Source organism: Arthrobacter sp. DMZ02-1R (genome assembly GCF_057747935.1).
Genome location: NZ_CM173230.1, coordinates 66,021 through 87,385, shown reverse-complemented (window position 1 = coordinate 87,385; position 21,365 = coordinate 66,021). Strand labels below are relative to the sequence as shown.

Sequence of the window (21,365 nt, the reverse complement as noted above, 5' to 3'; positions counted from 1 at the left end):
TCATGCTTTCAGCTGTATGTGTGGGCGAAACGATGGCCATGCTCACCCCGGTGAAGGCCGTCCCGCTACACCAAGCCACCGAGCTGCACTGCGGCATCGGCGGCGCCGAATCGAACGTTGCCATGGGCCTGGCCGCCATGGGCCTGGACTCGCACTGGGTGGGCAGGGTTGGCAGGGACGGATTCGGTACCCGGATCCTGGACGAGCTCAGCAGCCACGGCGTAGGGGTCGCTGGCGTCGAAGTTGACCCGGAGCGGCCCACCGGCCTGTACGTCAAGGTCCCCGCCCAGGAATCAGATCCCGACGGCGGCAGTTCAGTTCTGTACTACCGCCAAGGTTCCGCCGCTTCGGCCATGAGCCCGGGCACCCTGGCGAATCCCGCCGTCGAGCGCTTGTTGGAAGAAGCCTCGCTCATCCACCTGAGCGGCATCACTGCGGCGCTCTCGGCGGAATGCCTCGAGCTGATGGAAGCCATCCTCGCCGCACCGAGGCACGGCCGACTCATCAGCTTCGACGTCAATTGGCGCGCCGCACTCTGGGCCGGGCAGGACCGCTCGGTGCTGCGTCGACTGGCCAATCTTGCCGACATCGTGCTGGTGGGCAAGGACGAGGCCGAGCACGCCTTCGGCACCACAGACGAAACTGAACTTCGGCGCCTCATGCCCGATCCCGCCGTCGTCGTCATCAAGAACGAAGCCATCAGTGCCATCGCCCTGGAACGGGACGGTTCTCGCTCGGAAGTGCCCGCCTTGTCCGTGGACGTGCTCGAGCCGGTGGGCGCGGGCGATTCTTTTGCCGCCGGCTACCTGAGTGGCATGCTGTTCGGACTCGAGCAGAAGGCGAGCCTCCGCCGCGGCCACGTCGCTGCAGCCTGCACCCTCACCGTGCACGGCGATCGCGGCCCCCTTCCCGACTCCGCCCTGCTTTCGGCCATCCTCGATTCAACCGACGCCGAATGGGCTGCGATCCGCGTTGCCAGGGGGCATTTCAGCAGCCAGAACCGGAGCGTTCAAGATCGGAGCACAGCGCCATGAGCCAGAGCCTGATGCGGGCCCTTGACCTGCTTGCGGAACTCGCGGCCAAACCGGCCACCCTCGACGAGCTCGCGTCCAAAGCATCGGTCCACAAAACCACGGTGATGCGCCTCCTGCATGCCATGGAAGAAAAGCGCTTCGTAGTCCGCGATGAGGACCAACGATTCATGCTCGGCTCCAAGTTGTTTGAGCTGTCCTCGCTCGCCTTGGAGCAGCGGGACATCCGCAAAGTGGCACATCCGTACCTGGCCGAGCTGAACGGAAAGACCGGGCACACCGTGCACCTTGCCGCGTTCGAGGGGAATGACGTGGTGTACATCGACAAGTTCGAGTCCCACCATCCCGTGCGGATGTACTCCCGGATCGGCCTGACCGCGTCCTTGCATTCGGCCGCCGTCGCAAAGGTTCTTCTTGCCGACATGCCACGCAGCCGGCAGGAACGGATCGCGGCGAGCCTGGACTACACAAGAATCACCGACACCACCCTGACCTCACCGAAGGCCCTGCTGGCCGAACTGGAGCAGGTCAGGATCCAGGGCTGGGCCCACGACAACGCCGAGCACGAAGCCTTCGTGCACTGCATCGCGACCCCCATTCGCGACGCGAGCGGCTCCGTCGTGGCCGCAGCCTCTTGTTCGGTGCCGGTGGTGATGCTCAGCTATGAAGGATTGCTTGAGCTGCTGCCCGACCTCAAAGCCAGCACCGAGGCCATCTCCCGCGACCTCGGCTGGATCAGCCATGAAAGGAACCCAGCATGAGTGAAAAGACTGTAGTACTGACCGAAAATGCTCCGGCCCCGGCGCATGTATTTTCCCAGGGCATCCAGAAGGGCGGCATGTTCCAGGTATCCGGGCAGGGCCCGATGGATCCTGCCACCAACCAGTACATCGGCGAGGGCGACGTCCGCGTCCAGACCCGCCGCACCTTGGAAAACGTCAAGGCGATCCTCGAGGCCGGCGGCTCCTCGGTGGAGGACGTCATCATGTTCCGCGTCTACCTCACTACGCGCGACGACTTCGCGGCCATGAACGATGTGTATGGCGAGTTCATCACCGAAAACGTCCCCAGCGGCCAACTGCCGAGCCGCACCACCGTGTTCGTCGACCTCCCGCACGAAGTCATGCTCGTGGAAATCGACGCGCTGGCGGTAACGGGCTAATGCGAACCAGCTCACCTTCCCATCTTGCCCGGGACGCCGAAGGGTTGTCCCGTCTGGCGGCCGCCCGGCAGGAGTTCGACCCCGACGTCGTGTATCTGAACACTGCGTCCCTTGGCCTGCCGCCCCGGAGGTCCCTGGATCTGCTGCACCTCGCGCTGGAACAGTGGCGGGCCGGGACCGCGAACCCGGCAGATTACGACACCCCGATCGAGGCTTCCCGGACTTCTTATGCGGGTTTGGTTGGCGTGGATCCGTCCTGGGTGGCGACGGGCAGCCAGGTCAGTGTTTTCGCGGGACTGATTGCGGCCTCGCTGCCGGCAGGGGCCGAGGTGCTGACCGCGGCCGGGGAGTTCACCAGCATCGTGTTCCCGTTCCTCGCCCAGGCACCTCGTGGCGTGACCGTGCGCGAGGTCGCCCTGGAGGAACTGGCCGGGTCGGTGACCGCGAGAACGACGCTGGTGGCGGTATCGGCGGTGCAATCCTCGGACGGACGGCTCGCCGATCTGGACGCCCTCACGGCTGCGTGTGCGGCAACCGGTACCAGGATCCTTTTGGATACAACCCAGGCCGTTGGGTGGTTGCCCGTGGACGCAAGCCGCTTCGCCTACACCACCGGCGGCGGTTACAAATGGCTGCTGGCACCACGCGGAACCTGCTTCTTCACCGTGCAACCGCACCTCGCCGGGGACCTCATCCCGCACAACGCCGGCTGGTACGCCGGCGACCAACCGTGGGAGAGCATCTACGGCGGCCCGCTGCGCCTGGCCACCTCCGCCCGCCGCTTCGACGTCTCACCGGTCTGGCACTCCTGGGTCGCCCAGGCACCGGCACTGGGCCTGCTGGCCGGCATTGGCCCGGCCGTCCTTCACGAACACGCCCTCGGCCTGGCAAACAGATTCCGGGCAGCCGTCGGCCTCCCACCGGGAAACTCCGCCATCGTCAGCGTTGCCGCTGGTCAGAGTGCGCCCGGCCGGCTGGCGCGTGCCGGCGTCGTCGGCAGCGTCCGCGCGGGCCGTCTGCGGCTGGCGTTCCACCTGAACAACACCGCCGACGACGCCGATCGCGCCGCGGACGCACTCACCGGCCACCTCCATACATGATCGCCAAGACCCGCCGATCGGGACGGGATCACTGATTTCCTTGGGCTTCAACCACTCACCCGTCCAGGGTTGGGGCCGAAAGGGCAAACCTGCGGAAAGTGAAATCGTGGATTAGCCTGTCGGATCCAGACCTCGAATACTGGCGCGTTCTTCATCTGTCACTTTTCGGAGGACTCCGACCAGTGCCATCACAGACTCCGGGTCGGTCTCCCAAGACCATCCGTCCTTTGTGCACGCCTGGAGCCAGGGCACGCCCGCGGCGGTGGCCGCTTCTGAAAGCTCACCCCACGCGGCAGTCAGTTCAGCCATCTGCTCCAGGGTCAATTCGCCGGGCATGCCTGCACCGTTTTCCTTGGGCCGAGGCCCGGCACCGGGAAGAGCAATGCTGTCCTTTGCCTTGTTGCGCTGGAGGAATCCCTTGAGTCCCATTCCTATACCCTTCAATGTCGGCCTGGTATCCCCGGCCCGGCGTTGTAACCGCCTGACGGGTATCGTCGAGACGTGCCCCGGGCGGATCGGTCGCTGGGGGACATTCCCCCGGGGCACTACCTGACATGCGGCACAGGAGGACTCAGCGCGGCGCCAGCCCCTAAAATTTCCGCGCTTCATCTGTCGCATGCCAGGCAATAACTAAGTGTCAGTAATGCTCGGATCGTGTCGCGAAGCGTGTCAGCAGACCCGGTTCAGCTCACTTAAGTTTTTGATCGGTTTCCCCGAAACTCTTGCCGACTTAGGTTTTCGTCACTCATACTCAGGAATGCTCTGCGCCGCGGCGGGCCGATAGGGATCGGCACGTTCGGGCCACCCCGTTTGAAATGAGAAGCCATGTCCGAGGAAACATCTCCTGATCCAGCAACCATCGTTCCGCACCCTGAATCGGGCGGACCCTACGTCAGCCTTGTAACCGGGCCGGAGGCGCCCTCCGCAAGGGCGCCGTTCAAGGTCGTCTGGGGAATGGCCCTTGCCCAGTTCGGACTTTTTGTGGCTCTGCTGGCTCCCGTAACCGTGAGCTTGGCCATCAAGGTGTCCTCGCTGATTGCGGGACAAGAAGCGGCAATCGTGAACGGCAATGTGCTGGCGGCAGCCGCTTTCGTGGCGCTCGTGGCCAATCCGGTGATCGGGCGCCTGTCTGATTACACCACCTCCCGGTGGGGCCGCCGCCGGCCATGGATGTTCGCTGGCGCCGTCGGCTTCGTGCTGTCGCTGATGGCGGTGGCATTGGCTCAGGACATCGCCTTCGTCTTCGTCGGCTGGTCCGGGGCCCAACTCTTCGGCAACATGATCCTCGCTCCACTGTTGACCACCATCGCAGACCAGGTCCCCGAGTCCCAGCGGGCCACCGTGTCGGGCAACGTCGGCATCATGCAAAATCTCGGAATCATGGCGGCCGCCTATGTCGCGCTCTGGTTCGTGAACAACATATTCCTGCTCTTCGTAGTGCCGGCCGTGTTCGCCGCTGCAACTGTCATCCTGTACTGCGTCGTACTCCCCGACAAAGCGATCGCCCAAAAGCCAAGCGAAGGCAGTGGATTGAAGGTGTTCATGATGACCTTCTGGGTCAACCCGCTCAAGCACCCCGACTTTGTCTGGGTCTGGGTGTCGCGCTTCCTGGTCACGCTGTCGATGTTCCTGTTCATCGCCTTCCGATTCTTCTTCCTGGAGCAACAGGTCGGACTCAAAACGCCTGCCGAGATCACCGGCGCCGTCGCCACAGGCGTACTCATCAACACCATGGTGCTGGTAGTGTTCGCCAAAATCGGCGGCTGGCTCTCAGACAAGACTTCCAACCGTAAGGGCTTCGTCATCGCCTCGACCATAGTCTTCGGCATCGGCATCGGCCTGCTCGCCGCTACGCACGATGTGCCCATGTTCTATCTCGTGGAGGCCATCATGGGCGTCGGTTACGGCATCTATGTTGCGGTGGACACCGCGCTGGTAGTTGACGTGCTGCCCAATCCGGACGATTCGGCGAAGGATCTGGGGGTGCTCAACATCGCCAATGCCCTGCCCCAGTCGCTCGCCGGTGCCGTCGGCGCCTTCCTGCTGGGCATCGGTGGCGGCTTGACGAACTACCCTGCGCTATTCGCCGGAGCGCTGGTTATTGCCCTCCTCGGTGCCCTCACCATCGTCCCCGTGCGTGGCGTAGCCAGATGCCGTGCTAAGGGAACGGAACTGAGTTTGGAACCCAGGCCAAACCGATCCGATCGCTCTCCTGAAAGGGACGTGAGATGAATACTCCACAGCCGGCTGCGATCGCCGGATCAGTGACGACCGAGTGGGCAACCCCGGAGACGGAAGATCGCGCCAACAGCCTCCTGGCACGGATGACCCTTGAAGAGAAGGTCGCTTTCGTCACTGGTGATCTCAACTGGAACTACGGCTTCTACTCCGGTCCCCTTGAGCGGCTGGGGCTGCCCGCCTTGCAGATGGCGGACGGGCCCGCCGGGGTACGCATCAACAAAGGCGATGTGCACGAGGGCAGGGCGACGGCGTTGCCGGCGCCTATTGCCCTTGCGGCCACCTGGGATCCGGTCCTGGCCCGTGAATACGGTGAGGTCATCGGAGTCGAGGCGCGCTCAAGCGATCACAATGTATCGCTCGGCCCCGCCGTCGACATCGCCAGGGTCCCGCTTGGCGGGCGGACGTTCGAGTCGTACGGTGAGGATCCCGTTCTGACCGCGGCTATGGGCATCGAGTATGTCCGCGGGGTCCAAGCCCAGGGTGTGCAGGCCTGCGGGAAGCACTACGCGATCAACAACCAGGAGGAACTCCGCAGTTCGATCGACGCGATTGTCGACGAACGGACCATGCGTGAACTCTATCTGGCGCCGTTCGAGGCACTGATATCTGAGGGAGGCATTGCCTCGATGATGGCCTCCTTCAACCGGGTGAACGGTTCCTTCGCATGCGAGAACCCCGTTCTGCTCAACGACATCCTGCGCGGGGCGTTCGGCTTCCGGGGCTGGGTCATGAGCGATTACGGCGCCAACCACAGCACGGCATCATCCGCGAACGCCGGTCTGGATCAGGAACAGCCCAACGCGGGGCACTGGGGGTCAGCACTACTAGCAGCGGTTCAGGCCGGGGAGGTCTCCGAAGGAACACTCGATGAAATGGTACGCCGCATCCTGCGCCCGCTGATCGGGCTGGGGCAGTTGGAAAACCCCGTGGGGGTAAGTGAGTTCCCCGTCGAGCAACATCACGACGTGGCACGGCGCATCGCGGAGGAGTCCATGGTTCTCCTGCGCAATGACGGCCTACTGCCGCTGAAGGATGTGCAACGCCTAGCACTCATCGGCACGGACATCGACACAGCCGGTGCCCGGGGAGGGGGGAGCTCTCAGGTCCGGGCGACACGGGAAGTCTCTCCGCTTGAGGGACTCAGCAGGGTCCTCGGAGATGGCGTGGAGATCGCGGTCGCCTATGGTGCGGAGCCGGTCACCCCCGGAGTGCTGCTGCCTGGACCGGACGCAGTACCGTCGTCGTTCTTCACCACGCCGGACGGCCGGAGAGGTCTACGCGCCGAGTTCTGGACGAACACGTGTTTCAGCGGGGAACCGCTCCTGGTGCGCACGGACGGGAGGATCGAGCACAACCTGGGCTTCCACAACTTTCCGGGCTTCAATGCTGGCTCGCCGCGGTATGAACTTCTACCGACCGAATTGAACGGCCGGATGTCAGCGCGTTGGAGCGGGGTCTTGTCCGTTCCAACCACGGGAACCTACCGGTTCACTGTTACTGCTCTCGGACAGTTCTCCTTCGTCCTTGACGACACCGTTGTCGCAGCCTCGGGGACGCAAGGGGCGGAGATGGTCCCGAACCTGGATCAGGAAACCCCGGCGAAAGGGGACGCGCCCTCCTTCGAGGCCGATCCGGTCCATCCGCAGCCCTATACCCCTACCCCGGCCGGAGGTGATACGAAACCGCAGCTCACCAGTGTCTCCCTCCGATTGGAAGCTGGGCGGGCCTACCGCATCCGCTTCGATTACTCGGCCAATGCTCCCGCGCAGGGTTTCCTCATTGGCGCCAGGATCAGGCTCGGCTGGGAGCCGCCGAACGGTGTCATTTCCACCGACATCACCGCCGCGGCCGAGCTGGCGGCAACGTCCGATGCGGCCGTCGTCGTCGTGCGCTCCTACGAAGCAGAGTCGGACGACCGCCCCCACCTGGGTCTCCCGAGCGGTCAGAACGAACTGATCCGCGCCGTGCTGCGGGCGAACCCACGCACGGTGGTGGTGGTGATGAGCGGAGCCCCTGTGGACGTGACCCGGCGGGGTGGCGAGCCTGCCGCCTTGCTGCAGGCTTGGTTCCCGGGCCAGGCACAAGGAGATGCACTCGCCCGGGTCCTCACTGGTCAGGCCGAGCCCGGCGGCCGTCTGCCACTGACCATGCCGAGTAGCCTGGCGCAGACGCCGGGTGCTGATCCGCACTGCTACCCGGGTATGAACGGGCGGGCCGCGTATCGCGAAGGGGTGTTCGTGGGCTACCGCGGTGTCGATCCCGCGGGTGCCCAGCCCGCGTACCATTTCGGATACGGGTTGACTTACACCTCCTTTGCCCATGAGGATCTCGAAGTTCTTCCGGGGGACGGTAACCTCGTTGCATCGGTCGCGCTGACGGTGCGCAACACCGGAGGCCGTGCCGGCGCCGAGGTGGTACAGATCTACGTCGGGGAACTACCCGCGCCGCTCCCGACCCCGAAGCGGCAGCTGGCATCCTTCGCGAAGGTCCGGCTCGGCGCGGGCGAGTCGGCCCGCATCATCTTGGGGATCCCACGCAGGGCGGTGTCCTACTTTGATCCCGGAGAACATGACTGGGTGACACCCCGGGGAGAAGTGGAGGTGCTGGTCGGCGCATCCTCTGCGGATATCCGGCTGACGGGGACCCTGACCGTCAGATAGACACGCCGTTGACGTGGCAGGGCCGGGGACTTCGATCGAAAGCCCGGCCCCGCCACGTAGGCTGGTGGGCATGGCGAGCAGAGGACCGTACGCAAAGGGAGAAGCGAAGCGGGCGGAGATCCTCGCCGTGGCACTGGAGGCGGTGGCACAGCATGGCTACCGCAGGAGTTACGTCAGCGAGATCGCGGAGCGGGTCGGGCTGACCCAGGCCGGCCTTGTGTACTACTTCCGGACCCGCGAGCATCTTTACGAGGAAGTCATTCGGGCCCGGGACATCTACGACCGCGATACTTTCGCGGACCTTCCCCCCGGGATCGAGGGATTCTTCGCCGTCATCGAGCACAATCAGCAAGTGCCCGGTCTTGTGCAGCTCTTTGCCGAGTTCGCGGCCGAGGCAGCACACGCCGACCACCCCTCCCACCGATTCTTTCTGGAACGCTACGCGTATCTGCGTGAAGCGCTTGAGCGGGACATCGTGCAGGCGAAAGCCGTCGGCGAGCTGCGGCCCGACCTTGACCCGCGGGTGGTCGCCGAACTGATGATCGCCACTGCCGACGGGCTGCAGGTGCAGTGGCTCCTGGACCGGAGCATGGACATGGCAGGCCGATTGCGCCTGCTCTGGAGGAGCCTGTGCGTGGCTAACTGAAAGGCGTCGCCCGGCGGCGACGGGGCTGGATTCCAAGACCCCATGTCTTCGCGCTGACCCCTACCATCTTGGATCGTTTTAGTGATCGCGAACCGCCATCTCGCCTCTCCGCCACGTGCCAAATCGGGTTCAGCCTTCGCCAAGCCCACATTCCAGTCGGCCCGGCTGAAAACCCACTACCGCGGAGCTGCGGGACCCGCGGAGCTGCGGGACCCGCGGAGCTGCGGGACCCGCGGTGCTGCGGGACCGGCCTGGCAAAACGGACAGTGCCATCATCCAAGGAGACAAGGCGAAGAACCAGCGACTTCGTGTCTCGGCAAAAGAACAGCAACTCCCGCTAGCCGCTCGGGGCAAAATCGCGCAGAACTTGCGACCAGCACGGCCGGGCGGAGCCGTCGGCGAAGGAGACCGCTGGCTTCGGTGATTGCACGTGAGTGCGATGTCGAGCGCCCGGCCGAGGGGTCGGGGTGAGAGCAGCTCGACGTGGCAGCAATCCTTGTCGAAAGGGGACCCACAGGCTTCATTGGGGGCAGCCGGTGGGGAGCGGATCGAGGGGTGGATCGTCGGCAGACCACCTGAAGCAACGAGTACGTGGTAGGTCGCTCCAGGCGTTCTCGCTTTCCACGGCACTCCGAACAACGACCTGGAGTACCTACTCGAAACAGTGACGGCCGAAGGTGTTCGTCCGGCCACAGTTGCCGAAGTGACACAACGACTGACGGGCTATCTGGGCTACCAATTACTCTTGTGCGGTCACACAAATCTACAGCGGCGTGCGATTTTCAATGGATCCTCCATGAGAAAACGGTTGGTTGCCCGGCGGTTCCCCCGCGCCGGGTATGGAAGGAAACTTTATAAACATACTTTTGTGAACGGAAGCACAAACGGCAAAAGGCTTGTTTTGCAAAACGAGAATTTGTAAAGCGATCTCCTTTCGTGACTTTTCCCATACCCCTCGGGGGTACTTGATTTATACCCCCATGGGGTATACCTTTGCAACATGAGCACTGTCGATGTGAACCCCACAGATTTGAAGTCCGCAGAGGCGAACCCAGTCGACTTGAGCCCGGTTGACTTGAATATTGCGCAGCCCGGCATCGAGATCGAGGACGGGGTGCATTCCCAACACGGCTACTCCCCCAACAAGGACGCCTACCTGCGGCGCCTCAAGCGGATCGAGGGCCAAGTGCGCGGTATTGCGCGCATGGTCGAAGAGGACAAATACTGCATCGACATCCTCACGCAGGTCTCGGCTGCCACTAAAGCCCTGCACGCCGTGAGCCTCGGGCTCGTGGAGGAACATATTGGGCACTGCGTAGTCGGAGCCGCATCCGAATCCGATCCCGTGGTTCGCGCAGAGCAAATCGACATCAAGGTCAAGGAGGCCGCCGATGCCATCGGGCGCCTGCTGCGGTAATCCCGCAAGCACTCACCACACCATCCAACTCACCACCAAGGAGCACGCCATGGGCCACACAGCCACCATCCAAACGAACGTAAGCGTTTCCGGCATGACCTGCGGGCACTGCGTTTCAGCCGTTAGCGAGGAAATCGAGTCCTTGGCTGGCGTGGAGAGTGTCGAAATCGATCTGAATACCGGCGGAATCTCCACGGTCACCATCACCTCCACGCAGGAGTTGTCGCCGTCCGAAATCGGCGAGGCCGTCGCCGAAGCCGGCTATTTGGTAGTCGCCAACGAGGCCTAGGGGCCAGCGTGAGCAATCAGGACATTTTGCACCAGCCAGGTACGCGCATCATCGAACTCGATATAGAGGGCATGACGTGCGCATCGTGCGTGGCCCGCGTGGAGCGGAAACTGGGCAAGCTCGACGGTGTGGAAGCCTCCGTGAATCTCCCCCTTGAATCAGCCCAGGTAACAGTTCCGGCAAACGTCACGGACCAACAAATCGTGGACACAGTCAACGCCACGGGCTACAAAGCTTGGATCCGCGAATCGAAGCCGACGCCTCCGTACGCCCGCTCCCACACCGGCTCTGATCACGCGGAACACCACGAACCCAGCATGTTCGGCGCGCTCGAGACCGACGACGGGCACCTTGGCGAACACGCGCATGGCGCCGGTGCCGCCGCGGCTGGCGACCACAAAGCGCAAGGCGAGCACGACTCGCGCTCCCACGAAGACCACATGCATCACGGTCCTGCGGGCCGCCAGCTGAAGCCAAGGCTGATCGCCGCCGCCATACTGACGGTCCCGGTCTTCGCCATCTCGATGATTCCGGCATTGCAGTTCCCGCACTGGGGATGGGTCGCCGCCGTGCTGGCACTTCCGGTGGTGACGTGGGCTACTTGGCCCTTCCACCGCGCCGCGGCCATCAACGCACGCCACTTCGCCTCCACCATGGACACGCTTGTCTCCATCGGAGTCCTGGCCGCGTACCTCTTTTCGGGTTGGCAACTTTTCGCCAACCCGATGATGACGGAAAACCCCGGCATGGAATCCACGGGGATGGGCGGTGGGCTGTACTTCGAAGTTGCGGCCGTCGTCACTACGTTCCTGCTCCTTGGCCGCTTCCTTGAGGCCAACGCCAAAGCTAAGGCCGGCGATGCCCTTAAGGCCCTCTTGAATCTGGGCGCCAAGGACGCAACGGTGCTGCGAGACGGCGTCGAGCACAAGATCCCGGCCGAGCAACTCGTGGCCGGGGACGTCTTCGTGGTCCGCCCGGGCGAGAAGATCGCCACCGACGGCGTGGTGACGGGCGGTGCATCCGCCGTCGACGCTTCGCTGATCACGGGCGAATCCATGCCGGTGGAAGTCGGCCCGGGCAGCCAGGTTACTGGTGCCACCATCAACACTTCGGGACGCCTTCTGGTCCGCGCCACGAGGGTCGGTTCCGAGACAACACTGGCACAGATGGGGCGCCTGGTTAGCCAAGCGCAGACGGGCAAGGCCCCGATTGCACGGCTCGCCGATCGCATTAGCGCCGTGTTCGTTCCGGTGGTGCTCGTCATCGCCGTCGTTACTTTCGTGTTGTGGCTCGTTCTGAGCGGAGACCTCAATGCCTCGTTCACGGCTGCAGTTGCGGTGCTCGTGATTGCCTGCCCGTGTGCGCTCGGGCTCGCGACACCGGTGGGCCTCCTGACCGGAACCGGTCGCGGAGCACAACTCGGCATCCTCATCAAGGGCCCGCAGGTCCTTGAAGATACCCGCACCGTGGACGCCATTCTGCTGGACAAGACCGGTACCGTTACCAGCGGCAAACTGGCCGTCGGACACACAGTGGCACTGAATGGCCACTCCCCTGCCGACGTTCTGTCTATCGCGGGTGCTGTTGAGGCAGCTTCGGAGCACCCTATTGCCCACGCCATCGCCGCTGCAGCCAAGTCTGCGGTGCCCGACGCCGGCAGGCTCCCTAGCGTGAAGGACTTTAGTTCCGCCCCGGGCGGGGGAGTTCGCGGGACAGTTCCAGCGAACGGAACCGGAAGCGGAGCTGAGCGCATTGTTGTCGCCGGCAGGACCGGCTGGCTGGAACAAAACGGGATCTTCCCCGACAATACGCAGCGCCAGGCCCTGGCCGCTGAGGAAGCCGGTGGCGCCACCGCTATCTGGGTTGCTGTGGATGGGGAGCCTGCTGGAATCGTCACGCTTAGGGACACCGTCAAACCCGGTTCGGCCGCAGCGATAGCAAGGCTCAAGGAACTTCGAATCCGGCCCATGCTGCTGACTGGAGACAATGCCGCGGTCGCAGCCGAAGTGGCTGCCGCGGTCGGGATCGCCCCCGAAGATGTGTTCGCGGGCATCCTGCCGGAAGGCAAAGTGGACGCGGTAAGGAAACTCCAAGCCCAGGGCTCCACTGTGGCCATGGCCGGGGACGGAGTCAACGATGCAGCGGCCCTCGCGCAAGCCGACCTCGGAATTGCCATGGGTTCGGGCACGGATGTTGCAATCGAGGCTTCGGACCTGACCGTGATGGGTAGCGATCTCGGGCAACTCGTTCAAGCCATCGAGCTATCCCGGAAGACCCTCACCACCATCAAGACGAACCTGTTCTGGGCGTTCTTCTACAACGCCATCGGCATCCCCGTGGCGGCCCTCGGTTTGCTTAACCCAATGATCGCCGGCGCGGCCATGGCAGCAAGCTCGGTCCTGGTGGTCACGAACTCGCTACGGCTCCGGTCGTTCGCAAAATAGCCCCCGACGCATCCAGCTGACTGCAGTTGTTGTCTCCAACCGGCCGGTAAGCGACAACAACTGCCAGTCAGTTTGGGCCTAAGCCGTTCCGAAACGAACGGCAGCCCGGGCCCTGGCTTTGGCGGCCTCCTCGTCGCGGCTCCGCGCCGGCGCGTGGGTCACTAGGGAATCGAGCAGATGCTGGGTGATGTGCGCGATCTCGTGGACGGCCTCAGCGAAGGCCTCCTCGTTCGCCTTGGACGGCTTGGTGCTGCCGCTGATTTTGCGCACGTACTGAAGCGCTGCAGCTTCCACCTCCGCCGAGGTGGCTCGTGGCTCGAAATTATGAAGGGTGTGGATGTTGCGGCACATACCAACATGCTAGGCCCCGGCTCGGTCTTCCGGGATCCGTGAATTGACATCGTGCCCCCCGAAGAGCCCCCACCGTGCCCGCCCGCCTCACTGGCCCGCCTCCCCACCCGGGGCTTCCGACCTGGAACAGGGCTTCCCGCTAACACGGTGAACACCGAAGGTCCGGACGCTGCGGCGCCCGGACCTTCTGTCGTTGACGCGGTCGGCACCCAGTCGTCAATTCGGTCAACAACCAACCGCCAACCCGCGCGGGGACCGGTCTAGAAGAACCTTTCCGAAGGAACCGGCTCGACGTCGTTCGCGTGGTCAAGCTCCCGGGCCACCTCATGCTTGCCAGGCTCCGCGGCATCACGTTGGTCAGCCCGCAGCTCGTCAGCGCGTACCAAGACCACTCCGCACACGATGAGCGCACCACCCAAGAGCTGGATGGTTCCGGGCAACTCGGAGAGCAGCAGCCACGCCCACACCACGGCGAACAGCACTTCAGTGAGCGAGACAAAGGACGCCACCTTGGATCCGAGACTGCGGGCCGCCATGATACCCGTGACGTAGGACAGCACGGTGGACAGGATGACCAGGCCGGCGACGGAAACCCACCACGGCGTGGTCCACGGCCCGAGTTGGGTGTCCGCGGTGGCGAAAGTCATGGATAGCATTCCGGTCCCACCGGCAATCCAGATCAGGATGGAACCTGCCATGAGACCGCCGGAGGCCAGGACGATCGGCGGAAGGGTGTCGTTCTGCTTGGCTGTGATGAAGAAGTAAATGACCAGGCAGACGGCCGCGGCCATGCCCCACAGGACGCCGGCGAAGTCCACCTTCACGGAGCCGGTCAGGTCAAGCACCAGGACGAGTCCGCCAAGGGAAAGCAGCGTTCCGGCAGCGGTGAGCGCCCGGGGACGGCGTCGGCTCGCTGCCCACAGCCACAGCACGATCATGGTGGGGGCGAGGTATTCGAGCAGCAGCGCGACCCCGACGGACAGCCTGGACACTGCGTTGAAATAGAAAAGCTGGCATCCCGCAACGCCAATCATGCCGAACAACAGAATGGTGAGCCAGTTGTCCTTGAGTTGGTGCCAACGGCCCCGGAGGGCGACGACGGCGGGGATCACCAAGATGAGCGCGGCGCCGCTCAGCCGGATGGCAACAGCAGCACCGGGGGTCCACCCGGTTTCCAGCAGGGACTTGGCAAATGAGCCGGACAGACCGAAGACCGCTGAGGAGAAGAGCGCGAGCCCCAGGCCCGATGCCATGAAACCTCCAGCACCAGCCCGGGTTGTTGCAGCTGACACAGCAGCCTCCTGTCAGGAGTAAAATGGGTTACGCTGCTGACAATACTCCCGAGAGATGTAAGGAGTCAAAGTGCTTTTTGCACCTGACACTGAAGTGGCGCTGCGCAGCGTGGTCAATTTGATCAATACGTCCGCCAACGGCACCGAATCCCTCATGAGTGTCGCCGACCTTAACGCCTTCCTGGACGCGGAAGAATTCACCGGGACAAGAGCCGGGACCGAGGCCGAGCTACTCAGCGTGAAGCGCCTGCGGAGCCAGCTCGCTTCCCTGTGGACCTCGGATGAGGACGCGGCCGCGAAGACCGTCAACCAGCTCCTCACCGACGCACGAGCGCTCCCCCAGCTGGTCAAACACGACCATTGGGATTGGCACCTACACGCCACCACTCCGGAAGCTCCCCTCGCTGAACGCATGGGGACGGAAGCTGCCATGGCACTCGTAGACGTGATCCGCAGCAAGGAAATGGACCGCCTACGGGTGTGCGCCGCGGACGATTGCAACGCAGTCGTATTGGATTTGAGCCGCAATCGCTCCAAGCTCTATTGCGACACCGGAAATTGCGCGAACCGCACGCACGTTGCCGCCTACCGGGCGCGGAAGGCGTCAGGTACAGAGTGAGCCAACGGCGTCACGTCCGGCAACTTTTCGGAGCGGACGACGGCGGTCTGCCGCATGTTTCCGGGGTTGCGGTGGTGGCCAGGCGGCTAAAAGTTGCGTGGCGTGACGCGAACCTGACGGTAACCTAGCGCTGGTCGGCGTCGGGGTTTTCCGTCTCGGTGCCCGACTTGGGGGCCGCAGAAGCGTGGCCGTGGCCCGGCTTCCTGGAACTCAGATTGACGCCCGAGCCCTTGCCGAGATGCTCGGCGTTTTCCTTGTGGCTCATGGAAAGCATGGCGGCGATAACGAGGCTCACGATGAATGCGATGCCGGCGCCCGTAAAGGCTAGGTCAAAGCGCGGGGAGCGGGCACTGCCACCGGAGGCGAAAATCAGCACGGCGAAGAAGATCACGACGCCCCAGAACGCGGAGAACATCAGCGGTCCCTTAACCGAGGTCCGCGCCTTGCGCGGCTCTCCTGGTTTCTGGTCAGCCAAGGTCATTCCTCCAATGTGGCGTGGGTGCTGGCGCCGTGCGCGCCGTCAGAGTTCTACGCAGAGTAGAACGTACGATTACTAGTTTACGGCCTCGGCGGAGGGGGTTCGCCCATCGTGCCGCAGGCTCAGGCCGGAAAGCACCCACAAGACACCCGAGATAATGGCGCCGCCGCCGGCAACACCGAGCAAAGCGTGTGCGCCAAGGCTGATGAAGAACGGCAACGCCACGGCGGTCCCGATAGCTACTACCCCGGAAATCATCCAGTCCCGGGCAAGCACGTGCCGTCCGCGCTGACGGAATCCTTGGACCAGCTCAGACACCCCCAGCACCAGCAGTCCCACGAGCGCGGAAACCGCCACCCCGGTATCGGATTGCGTGATCAGGGCGCCAACGCCGCCCAGTGCAACAACGACCGCCACGGCAGCAGGAAGGCTTGCGGCCAGGAACGCGGCGCCCGCCGTTGCCAGGAGATAGAGTCCGGCAGCCCAGGCCAGAACTTGTACGGACGGCGAGCCCCAGAAGACGGTCACGGCTCCGAACACCAGCGCAACACCGGCACGGAGAAGGACGGGCTTCCAGAGCCCGGCTGCGGTGGGCGTGGATGAAGTCGCTGAAGAGGCGGGGAGAGTCACCCGTCCAGTTTAGTGCGAACCGAGGACCATCCACTTGTCCGTGCGGGCCCGCAGCCCCAGCGTGACTCCGCGGGCCAGCATGTAGCCCAGCGCAAACGCGGCCCACAGCCACACGAGCCCCGCCGCGCCGTCGGGCCTTGTCAGGTGGACCCCGGCCAAAAGCGGCAGATAAACCGCAAGGTTCACGACGCCGGCAATCGCCAGATAGCGGGCATCGCCCGCGCCGATCAGGACGCCGTCCAGGACGAAGACGTACCCGGCGAGAGGCTGCCCGACGGCGAGCACCCACAGTGCCGCAGTGAGCGCGGACTGAACGCCGGCGTCGGGAGTAAAGAGGAAACCCGCCCAGGGAGCCGCCACCGCGAGGAGTGCGCCGGTCACCACACCGAAGCCCACGCCCCAGCGGATCATGGTGCGCGTGAGTTCGCGAGCCCGAGCCGGATGGGAAGCTCCGAGTTCCTTCCCGATGAGGGCCTGCGCGGCAATCGCCAAGGCGTCCAGGGCGAAGGCAAGGAAGGAAAAGATGGTCATCGCGAGTTGGTGCGCGGCGAGGTTCACCGGCCCCTGGGAAGTGACCACCAGGATCGTGGCCAGGATTGCCAAGCGCAGGCTGAGGGTGCGGAGCATGAGCCAAGAACCGATGGTGGTCATCGTGCGGATGCCATGCCAGTCGGGACGGAGCGAAACGCAATGGCGCCGGGCATTTCGGCCCACCATCACCAGATAGACGGCAGCCATGGCCCACTGCGCGATGCTGGTGCCGATGGCGGACCCTGCGACGGACAAATGCAGCCAGTAGACCAGGACCAGGTTGAGGGCGATGTTAAGGGCGAAGCCCGCCGTCGCGACCACCAGGGGGGTGCGGGTGTCCTGCAGTCCGCGCAAAACACCAGTGCCGGCGAAGATCAGGAGCATGGCCACGAGTCCCGGCATGGACCAGCGCAAATAGTCCACGGCGAATGCCCGGACCTCGCCGTTGGCCCCGAGTAGCCCAACCAGCGGTTCAGCCGCGAGGAAGCCGGCCACCGCCAGGACCATGCCCAGCAGCAGGGCCAACCAGACGCCGTCGCGCCCTGCAGCGAGCGCTTTAGTGAGCTTTCCGTCCCCGATAGCCCGCGCCACGGCCGGAGTTGTCGAATATGCCAAAAAGACCATAAGTCCGACGGCGGTGTGCAGCAGCGCGGAAGCCAACCCTACGCCGGCGAGTTGCGGGACGCCGAGGTGCCCGACAATTGCAGAGTCGGCCAGCAGGAAGAGGGGTTCGGCAATGAGCGCACCAAGGGCGGGGACGGCCAGGCGCAGAATCTCGCGGGCGTTGGAGGGCGCGGTGGGACGGGTCACTGTTCGGGGCACTTTCCCAGCCTAGCGGGGGCCCGGAGGTCACAAGGGTGGAGCACCGTTACGGGATCGAGGGATGGTTTTCCCAACCCGTTGATGTGAACCGTTCGGGCGTCGCCAGTCCGTCATACTGCGCATCGGCATCTGCGCCGTCGATACACTCACGTCATGAGCGAGCTCCCCTCCCACTCCGTCACGCTGCGATTCCTTGCTTCCCCCACCGACGTTGGACACAGCGGGTCCGTCGACGCCGGAACGGTTCTTGAGTGGGTGGACAAGGCCGCCTACGCGGCCGCCGTTGGCTGGGCGAAGTCCTACTGCGTCACGGCGTACGTGGGGAACATCCATTTCGCCGATCCCGTGAACAGCGGAGACATGGTGGAGGTGGAAGCCACCATCGTCTACACGGGACGCTCTTCAATGCACATCCGGACCATCGTTTCCTCCGGCGATCCCAAGGGCGGCCCCGCAACGATGCGCAGCCAGTGCTTGGTGATCTTCGTTGCCGTCGGCCCCGACGGCAGGCCGGTCCCGGTCCCCCAGTTCGAGCCGTCGACGCCGGGGGAGATTGAGCAACGAGACAGCGCCCTCGCTAGGATCGCCGTGCGGGAACAGATTGTCGAAGCCATGAACGCACAGGAATATACCGACGCCGGTACGGCCGAGCGGGTTGTTCTGCGCTTCATGGCGGCCCCCACCGATGTGAACTGGGGCGGGAAGGTCCACGGTGGCATCGTCATGAAGTGGATCGACGAGGCCGCGTACGTCTGCGCTTCCCGCTATTGCGGCAAGGACACGGTGGCCGTGTTCTCCGGCGGGGTGCGCTTCTACCGCCCACTCATGATCGGCGACGTGGTGGAGGTCGAAGCCCGTCTCGTCTACACAGGCCGCAAAGGCATGCACATTGCGGTGCACGTGCGTTCAGGGAGCCCGAAGAGCCGCGAGATGAACCTGACCACGTACTGCCTCACAGTCATGGTGGCCCGGGATGAGACCGGCACGTCCGTTCCGATCCCAAAGTGGGTACCGAAAACGGACGAGGACCGGCGACTTCATGCCCACGCCCGCGAGCTGCTGGAGATCCGCGGAGGGGCGCCGGGAAACCGGATGCCGGACCATCTGCTTAATGGCGGGTAGGTCCAGCAGGACTGGGCTGCCGCTCGGGGCCCCGACGTCGGCCGGAATTAGAACCCGCCGCCAGTCTCGCCCGCCATGTTCGCGAAGCGCGAGTAATGGCCCTGGAAGGCAACCACAATGTCCTTGGTAGGGCCGTTACGGTGCTTGGCGATGAGGATGTCGGCCTCTCCCGCGCGGGGGGATTCTTTGTCGTAGACGTCTTCGCGGTGAAGCAGGATGACCATGTCGGCGTCCTGCTCAATGGAGCCTGATTCACGAAGGTCCGAGACCATGGGCCGTTTGTCCTGGCGCTGTTCAGACCCACGGTTCAGCTGGGAGAGCGCGATGACCGGAACCTGGAGCTCCTTGGCCAGTAGCTTGAGGGCTCGCGAGAATTCGGAGACTTCCTGCTGGCGTGACTCCACCTTCTTGCCGGAGCTCATGAGCTGGAGGTAGTCGAGGATCACCAGTTTGAGGTCGTGCTGCTGCTTCAGGCGGCGGCACTTTGCCCTGATTTCCATGAGGGACATATTGGGGCTGTCGTCAATGAAAAGGGGTGCGTCGTTCATGCGGCCCATGGTGGTGGCGATCTTGGACCACTGTTCGTCCTTGATGGTGCCCTTGCGGAGGTCCTGAAGGCCAATAGTTGCTTCCGCGGACAGCAGTCGCATGGCGATTTCGTTCCGTCCCATTTCCAGGGAGAACATCACGGTGGCGAGGTTGTGCTTGATGGCAGCGGAACGGGCGAAGTCCAGCGCGAACGTGGACTTACCGACGGCGGGGCGCGCGGCGATGACGATCATCTGGCCCGGGTGCAGACCGTGGGTGAGCTCATCAAGTTCGTAGAACCCGGTGGGGACGCCCGTCATGCCCTCTCCGCGGTGGCCGGATGCCTCGATCTCGTCAACGGTGGATTCCATGACGTCCTTGAGCGCCACGTAGTCCTCCGCGGTGCGGCGTTCGGCCACGGCATAGATCTCGGCCTGGGCCTGGTTGACGAGGTCTTCCACCTCGCCGTCCTGCCCGTAGCCCATCTGGACGATCTTGGTGCCGGCGTTGACGAGGCGGCGCAAGACGGCCCGTTCAGCCACGATTTCGGCGTAGTAACCGGCGTTGGCCGCCGTGGGCACGGTCTGGATGAGCTCGTGCAGGTAGGCGGGGCCGCCGATCCGGTTGATCTCACCCCGCTTGGTCAGCTCATCCGACACCGTGACGGCGTCAGCAGGTTCGCCGCGGCCGTAGAGGTCGATGATGGACTCGTAGATGGTCTCGTGGGCCGGGCGGTAGAAGTCATGGCCGCGGACAAGTTCCACGACGTCGGCGATGGCGTCTTTGGAGAGCATCATGCCGCCAAGAACTGACTGCTCAGCGGGGATGTCCTGGGGAGGTTTGCGGCTGGCGTCCGATGTCCGGCCGCCCTCGATCGAATCCAAGTGCGTAACTGACAAGCCGTCCTCCAATGTGTACCGCGGCAGATAACTGTTCCTGGCGGTTCGGTAGGCCAATACCCTGGTGTGGGTTGGCCCGGCCGCCCGGCGTGCCGGCTGGTCCAAACCATTCCGTAGGGCACCGACAATTTTGGATTCCCCGATTTCCACAGCTTTTCCACAGACCGGCAGCGGGCACGCTGGTTACCGACGGCGTCATGGCGCTGCTCACGAGAAACAGGGGTTTTCCAAGTACCTAAAGCAGGTACTCAGCCACGTTAGCCCTGCTTTTCCGCGGCACCAAGCCGGGCTTGTGGATAAAGTGTTGAAAACATGCCCCTACTTGTGCACAGTCTGTGCAGTACCCTGTGGAAAGAGAAATTCTTTTTGCGGAAAATGGCCCCTGAGCTGCGGAAACGTTCTCCAGGGCATGTGGATCAAAAGTATTTTGTTCCGCCGCTCATCCACAGGCCAATTCGCCCAATCCACACTCCCGGGCCCACTCAATGGAACGAAACGGGATAAATATGCAAAAAATGTGATACTCCCCACAATCACTTCCAGAATTTGACAGCAGGCTCTCAGAAGCTATGCCGAAGCAGGAATGTGCTGTGGATAACTGGGTTCTGACATAAGCTCTAAGTATGGGTTTCACTGTTGGGGATGTACTGCTGGTCGCAATGCCCGTTGTTATTCTTGTGGCTGTGATCTGGGCCCTGACGGCGGCGTTCAAACCACGCGACACGGGGTTGTCCGACGCCGAACGTTATCAGCGGGAGTTGGCCGTCCGTTCGGCAGCCCACCAGGCCGCCCAGGTGCAGGCGGCAACGGCAGCAAGGGCACGCATCGATGCGTCCACAAGGCCAAGCCAGAACGCACAGCAACAGTCCCAGCAGGACAGCCAGTCGCGGGCGGCACTCAAGGCGCAAGTCGGGGCCAGCCCTGGGGTCGGCCAGGCGGGCTACAACGGCCCCATCCTGCCCAACGGGCAGTTGAATCCACAGTTTGCGCTGCAATTGCAAGGCATGGTCCGCAGTGGACAGAAGATCCAGGCCATCAAGCTTCTCCGCCACGAAACGCACTCGGACTTGCTGACCGCCAAGAACTACATAGATCGGCTTTAG

At 63.8% G+C, this 21,365-nt stretch carries 20 protein-coding genes; 13 read left to right on the top strand and 7 right to left on the bottom strand.

The window, feature by feature from the left end; genetic code table 11:
• The first annotated feature begins 2 nt into the window (after positions 1-2).
• The 4 genes from AC3ANQ_RS00385 to AC3ANQ_RS00370 are packed head-to-tail and all read left to right on the top strand — an operon-like array spanning position 3 to position 3,293.
• Entirely contained in the window at positions 3-1,034 is a 1,032-nt protein-coding gene (locus AC3ANQ_RS00385; protein WP_488303284.1) for a sugar kinase, read from the top strand.
• Positions 1,031-1,792, top strand: coding sequence for an IclR family transcriptional regulator (locus tag AC3ANQ_RS00380; RefSeq protein WP_488303283.1), 762 nt, complete (start codon positions 1,031-1,033; stop codon positions 1,790-1,792). Before AC3ANQ_RS00385 ends, AC3ANQ_RS00380 begins: the two co-directional genes overlap by 4 nt.
• The gene (locus AC3ANQ_RS00375; RefSeq protein ID WP_488303282.1) at positions 1,789-2,193 is read left to right on the top strand and encodes a RidA family protein; all 405 of its coding nucleotides are present in this window, start codon (positions 1,789-1,791) and stop codon (positions 2,191-2,193) included. Before AC3ANQ_RS00380 ends, AC3ANQ_RS00375 begins: the two co-directional genes overlap by 4 nt.
• Positions 2,193-3,293: an aminotransferase class V-fold PLP-dependent enzyme gene (locus AC3ANQ_RS00370; RefSeq protein ID WP_488303281.1), complete on the top strand. Its 1,101-nt coding sequence runs from the start codon at positions 2,193-2,195 to the stop codon at positions 3,291-3,293. Before AC3ANQ_RS00375 ends, AC3ANQ_RS00370 begins: the two co-directional genes overlap by 1 nt.
• Positions 3,294-3,404: 111 nt before the next feature.
• Here the strand turns inward: AC3ANQ_RS00370 and AC3ANQ_RS00365 are convergent, their stop codons facing one another.
• Positions 3,405-3,722, bottom strand: coding sequence for a hypothetical protein (locus AC3ANQ_RS00365; protein WP_488303280.1), 318 nt, complete (start codon positions 3,720-3,722; stop codon positions 3,405-3,407).
• A gap of 396 nt (positions 3,723-4,118) precedes the next feature.
• On the opposite strand from AC3ANQ_RS00365, the gene AC3ANQ_RS00360 reads away from it, so the two are divergent.
• The 6 genes from AC3ANQ_RS00360 (at position 4,119) to AC3ANQ_RS00335 (ending at position 12,990) form a co-directional block, all read left to right on the top strand.
• The gene (locus AC3ANQ_RS00360) at positions 4,119-5,525 is read left to right on the top strand and encodes an MFS transporter (protein ID WP_488303279.1); all 1,407 of its coding nucleotides are present in this window, start codon (positions 4,119-4,121) and stop codon (positions 5,523-5,525) included.
• The gene (locus AC3ANQ_RS00355) at positions 5,522-8,194 is read left to right on the top strand and encodes a glycoside hydrolase family 3 protein (RefSeq protein WP_488303278.1); all 2,673 of its coding nucleotides are present in this window, start codon (positions 5,522-5,524) and stop codon (positions 8,192-8,194) included. The genes AC3ANQ_RS00360 and AC3ANQ_RS00355 overlap by 4 nt, the downstream gene beginning before the upstream one ends.
• 70 nt (positions 8,195-8,264) lie before the next feature.
• Positions 8,265-8,840 carry a TetR family transcriptional regulator gene (locus AC3ANQ_RS00350; RefSeq protein ID WP_488303277.1) on the top strand — a complete coding sequence of 192 codons (576 nt, stop codon included), beginning with the start codon at positions 8,265-8,267 and terminating at the stop codon, positions 8,838-8,840.
• Between the two features lie 1,000 nt (positions 8,841-9,840).
• The gene (locus AC3ANQ_RS00345; protein WP_488303276.1) at positions 9,841-10,257 is read left to right on the top strand and encodes a metal-sensitive transcriptional regulator; all 417 of its coding nucleotides are present in this window, start codon (positions 9,841-9,843) and stop codon (positions 10,255-10,257) included.
• 49 nt (positions 10,258-10,306) lie between these two features.
• Positions 10,307-10,546, top strand: coding sequence for a heavy-metal-associated domain-containing protein (locus tag AC3ANQ_RS00340; RefSeq protein ID WP_488303275.1), 240 nt, complete (start codon positions 10,307-10,309; stop codon positions 10,544-10,546).
• An 8-nt stretch (positions 10,547-10,554) separates the two neighbouring features.
• Positions 10,555-12,990, top strand: coding sequence for a heavy metal translocating P-type ATPase (locus tag AC3ANQ_RS00335; protein WP_488303274.1), 2,436 nt, complete (start codon positions 10,555-10,557; stop codon positions 12,988-12,990).
• Between the two features lie 78 nt (positions 12,991-13,068).
• On the opposite strand, the gene AC3ANQ_RS00330 is transcribed toward AC3ANQ_RS00335, so the two are convergent.
• Entirely contained in the window at positions 13,069-13,341 is a 273-nt protein-coding gene (locus tag AC3ANQ_RS00330) for a DUF2277 domain-containing protein (RefSeq protein ID WP_184739977.1), read from the bottom strand.
• A gap of 260 nt (positions 13,342-13,601) precedes the next feature.
• Positions 13,602-14,633, bottom strand: coding sequence for an EamA family transporter (locus tag AC3ANQ_RS00325; RefSeq protein ID WP_488303273.1), 1,032 nt, complete (start codon positions 14,631-14,633; stop codon positions 13,602-13,604).
• 70 nt (positions 14,634-14,703) lie between these two features.
• On the opposite strand from AC3ANQ_RS00325, the gene AC3ANQ_RS00320 reads away from it, so the two are divergent.
• The gene (locus tag AC3ANQ_RS00320) at positions 14,704-15,252 is read left to right on the top strand and encodes a CGNR zinc finger domain-containing protein (protein WP_488303272.1); all 549 of its coding nucleotides are present in this window, start codon (positions 14,704-14,706) and stop codon (positions 15,250-15,252) included.
• A gap of 124 nt (positions 15,253-15,376) precedes the next feature.
• Here AC3ANQ_RS00320 and AC3ANQ_RS00315 read toward each other — a convergent pair whose 3' ends face one another.
• The 3 genes from AC3ANQ_RS00315 to AC3ANQ_RS00305 form a co-directional block, all read right to left on the bottom strand.
• A complete protein-coding gene (locus AC3ANQ_RS00315) occupies positions 15,377-15,733 on the bottom strand; it encodes a hypothetical protein (protein WP_488303271.1) in 357 nt (118 codons plus the stop codon).
• 72 nt (positions 15,734-15,805) lie between these two features.
• On the bottom strand, positions 15,806-16,360 hold the full coding sequence (locus tag AC3ANQ_RS00310) for a DUF308 domain-containing protein (RefSeq protein WP_488303270.1): 555 nt from the start codon (positions 16,358-16,360) through the stop codon (positions 15,806-15,808).
• A gap of 9 nt (positions 16,361-16,369) precedes the next feature.
• Positions 16,370-17,713, bottom strand: coding sequence for an MATE family efflux transporter (locus tag AC3ANQ_RS00305; RefSeq protein WP_488303269.1), 1,344 nt, complete (start codon positions 17,711-17,713; stop codon positions 16,370-16,372).
• Between the two features lie 153 nt (positions 17,714-17,866).
• On the opposite strand from AC3ANQ_RS00305, the gene AC3ANQ_RS00300 reads away from it, so the two are divergent.
• Positions 17,867-18,835, top strand: a complete 969-nt coding sequence (locus AC3ANQ_RS00300) for an acyl-CoA thioesterase (protein WP_488303268.1) — start codon at positions 17,867-17,869, stop codon at positions 18,833-18,835.
• 47 nt (positions 18,836-18,882) lie between these two features.
• Here the strand turns inward: AC3ANQ_RS00300 and dnaB are convergent, their stop codons facing one another.
• Positions 18,883-20,262, bottom strand: a complete 1,380-nt coding sequence (gene dnaB / locus AC3ANQ_RS00295; protein WP_265978081.1) for a replicative DNA helicase — start codon at positions 20,260-20,262, stop codon at positions 18,883-18,885.
• Positions 20,263-20,885: 623 nt separating this feature from the next.
• Here dnaB and AC3ANQ_RS00290 point away from each other — a divergent pair.
• Positions 20,886-21,365: a hypothetical protein gene (locus tag AC3ANQ_RS00290; protein WP_488303267.1), complete on the top strand. Its 480-nt coding sequence runs from the start codon at positions 20,886-20,888 to the stop codon at positions 21,363-21,365.

What these genes read in the sequence shown, in the direction of transcription:
- AC3ANQ_RS00385 (WP_488303284.1), top strand. Translation starts at nt 3, where the DNA reads ATGCTTTCAGCTGTATGTGTGGGCGAAACGATGGCCATGCTCACCCCG.
- AC3ANQ_RS00380 (WP_488303283.1), top strand. Translation starts at nt 1,031, where the DNA reads ATGAGCCAGAGCCTGATGCGGGCCCTTGACCTGCTTGCGGAACTCGCG.
- AC3ANQ_RS00375 (WP_488303282.1), top strand. Translation starts at nt 1,789, where the DNA reads ATGAGTGAAAAGACTGTAGTACTGACCGAAAATGCTCCGGCCCCGGCG.
- AC3ANQ_RS00370 (WP_488303281.1), top strand. Translation starts at nt 2,193, where the DNA reads ATGCGAACCAGCTCACCTTCCCATCTTGCCCGGGACGCCGAAGGGTTG.
- AC3ANQ_RS00365 (WP_488303280.1), bottom strand. Translation starts at nt 3,722, where the DNA reads ATGGGACTCAAGGGATTCCTCCAGCGCAACAAGGCAAAGGACAGCATT.
- AC3ANQ_RS00360 (WP_488303279.1), top strand. Translation starts at nt 4,119, where the DNA reads ATGTCCGAGGAAACATCTCCTGATCCAGCAACCATCGTTCCGCACCCT.
- AC3ANQ_RS00355 (WP_488303278.1), top strand. Translation starts at nt 5,522, where the DNA reads ATGAATACTCCACAGCCGGCTGCGATCGCCGGATCAGTGACGACCGAG.
- AC3ANQ_RS00350 (WP_488303277.1), top strand. Translation starts at nt 8,265, where the DNA reads ATGGCGAGCAGAGGACCGTACGCAAAGGGAGAAGCGAAGCGGGCGGAG.
- AC3ANQ_RS00345 (WP_488303276.1), top strand. Translation starts at nt 9,841, where the DNA reads ATGAGCACTGTCGATGTGAACCCCACAGATTTGAAGTCCGCAGAGGCG.
- AC3ANQ_RS00340 (WP_488303275.1), top strand. Translation starts at nt 10,307, where the DNA reads ATGGGCCACACAGCCACCATCCAAACGAACGTAAGCGTTTCCGGCATG.
- AC3ANQ_RS00330 (WP_184739977.1), bottom strand. Translation starts at nt 13,341, where the DNA reads ATGTGCCGCAACATCCACACCCTTCATAATTTCGAGCCACGAGCCACC.
- AC3ANQ_RS00315 (WP_488303271.1), bottom strand. Translation starts at nt 15,733, where the DNA reads ATGACCTTGGCTGACCAGAAACCAGGAGAGCCGCGCAAGGCGCGGACC.
- AC3ANQ_RS00300 (WP_488303268.1), top strand. Translation starts at nt 17,867, where the DNA reads ATGAGCGAGCTCCCCTCCCACTCCGTCACGCTGCGATTCCTTGCTTCC.
- AC3ANQ_RS00290 (WP_488303267.1), top strand. Translation starts at nt 20,886, where the DNA reads ATGGGTTTCACTGTTGGGGATGTACTGCTGGTCGCAATGCCCGTTGTT.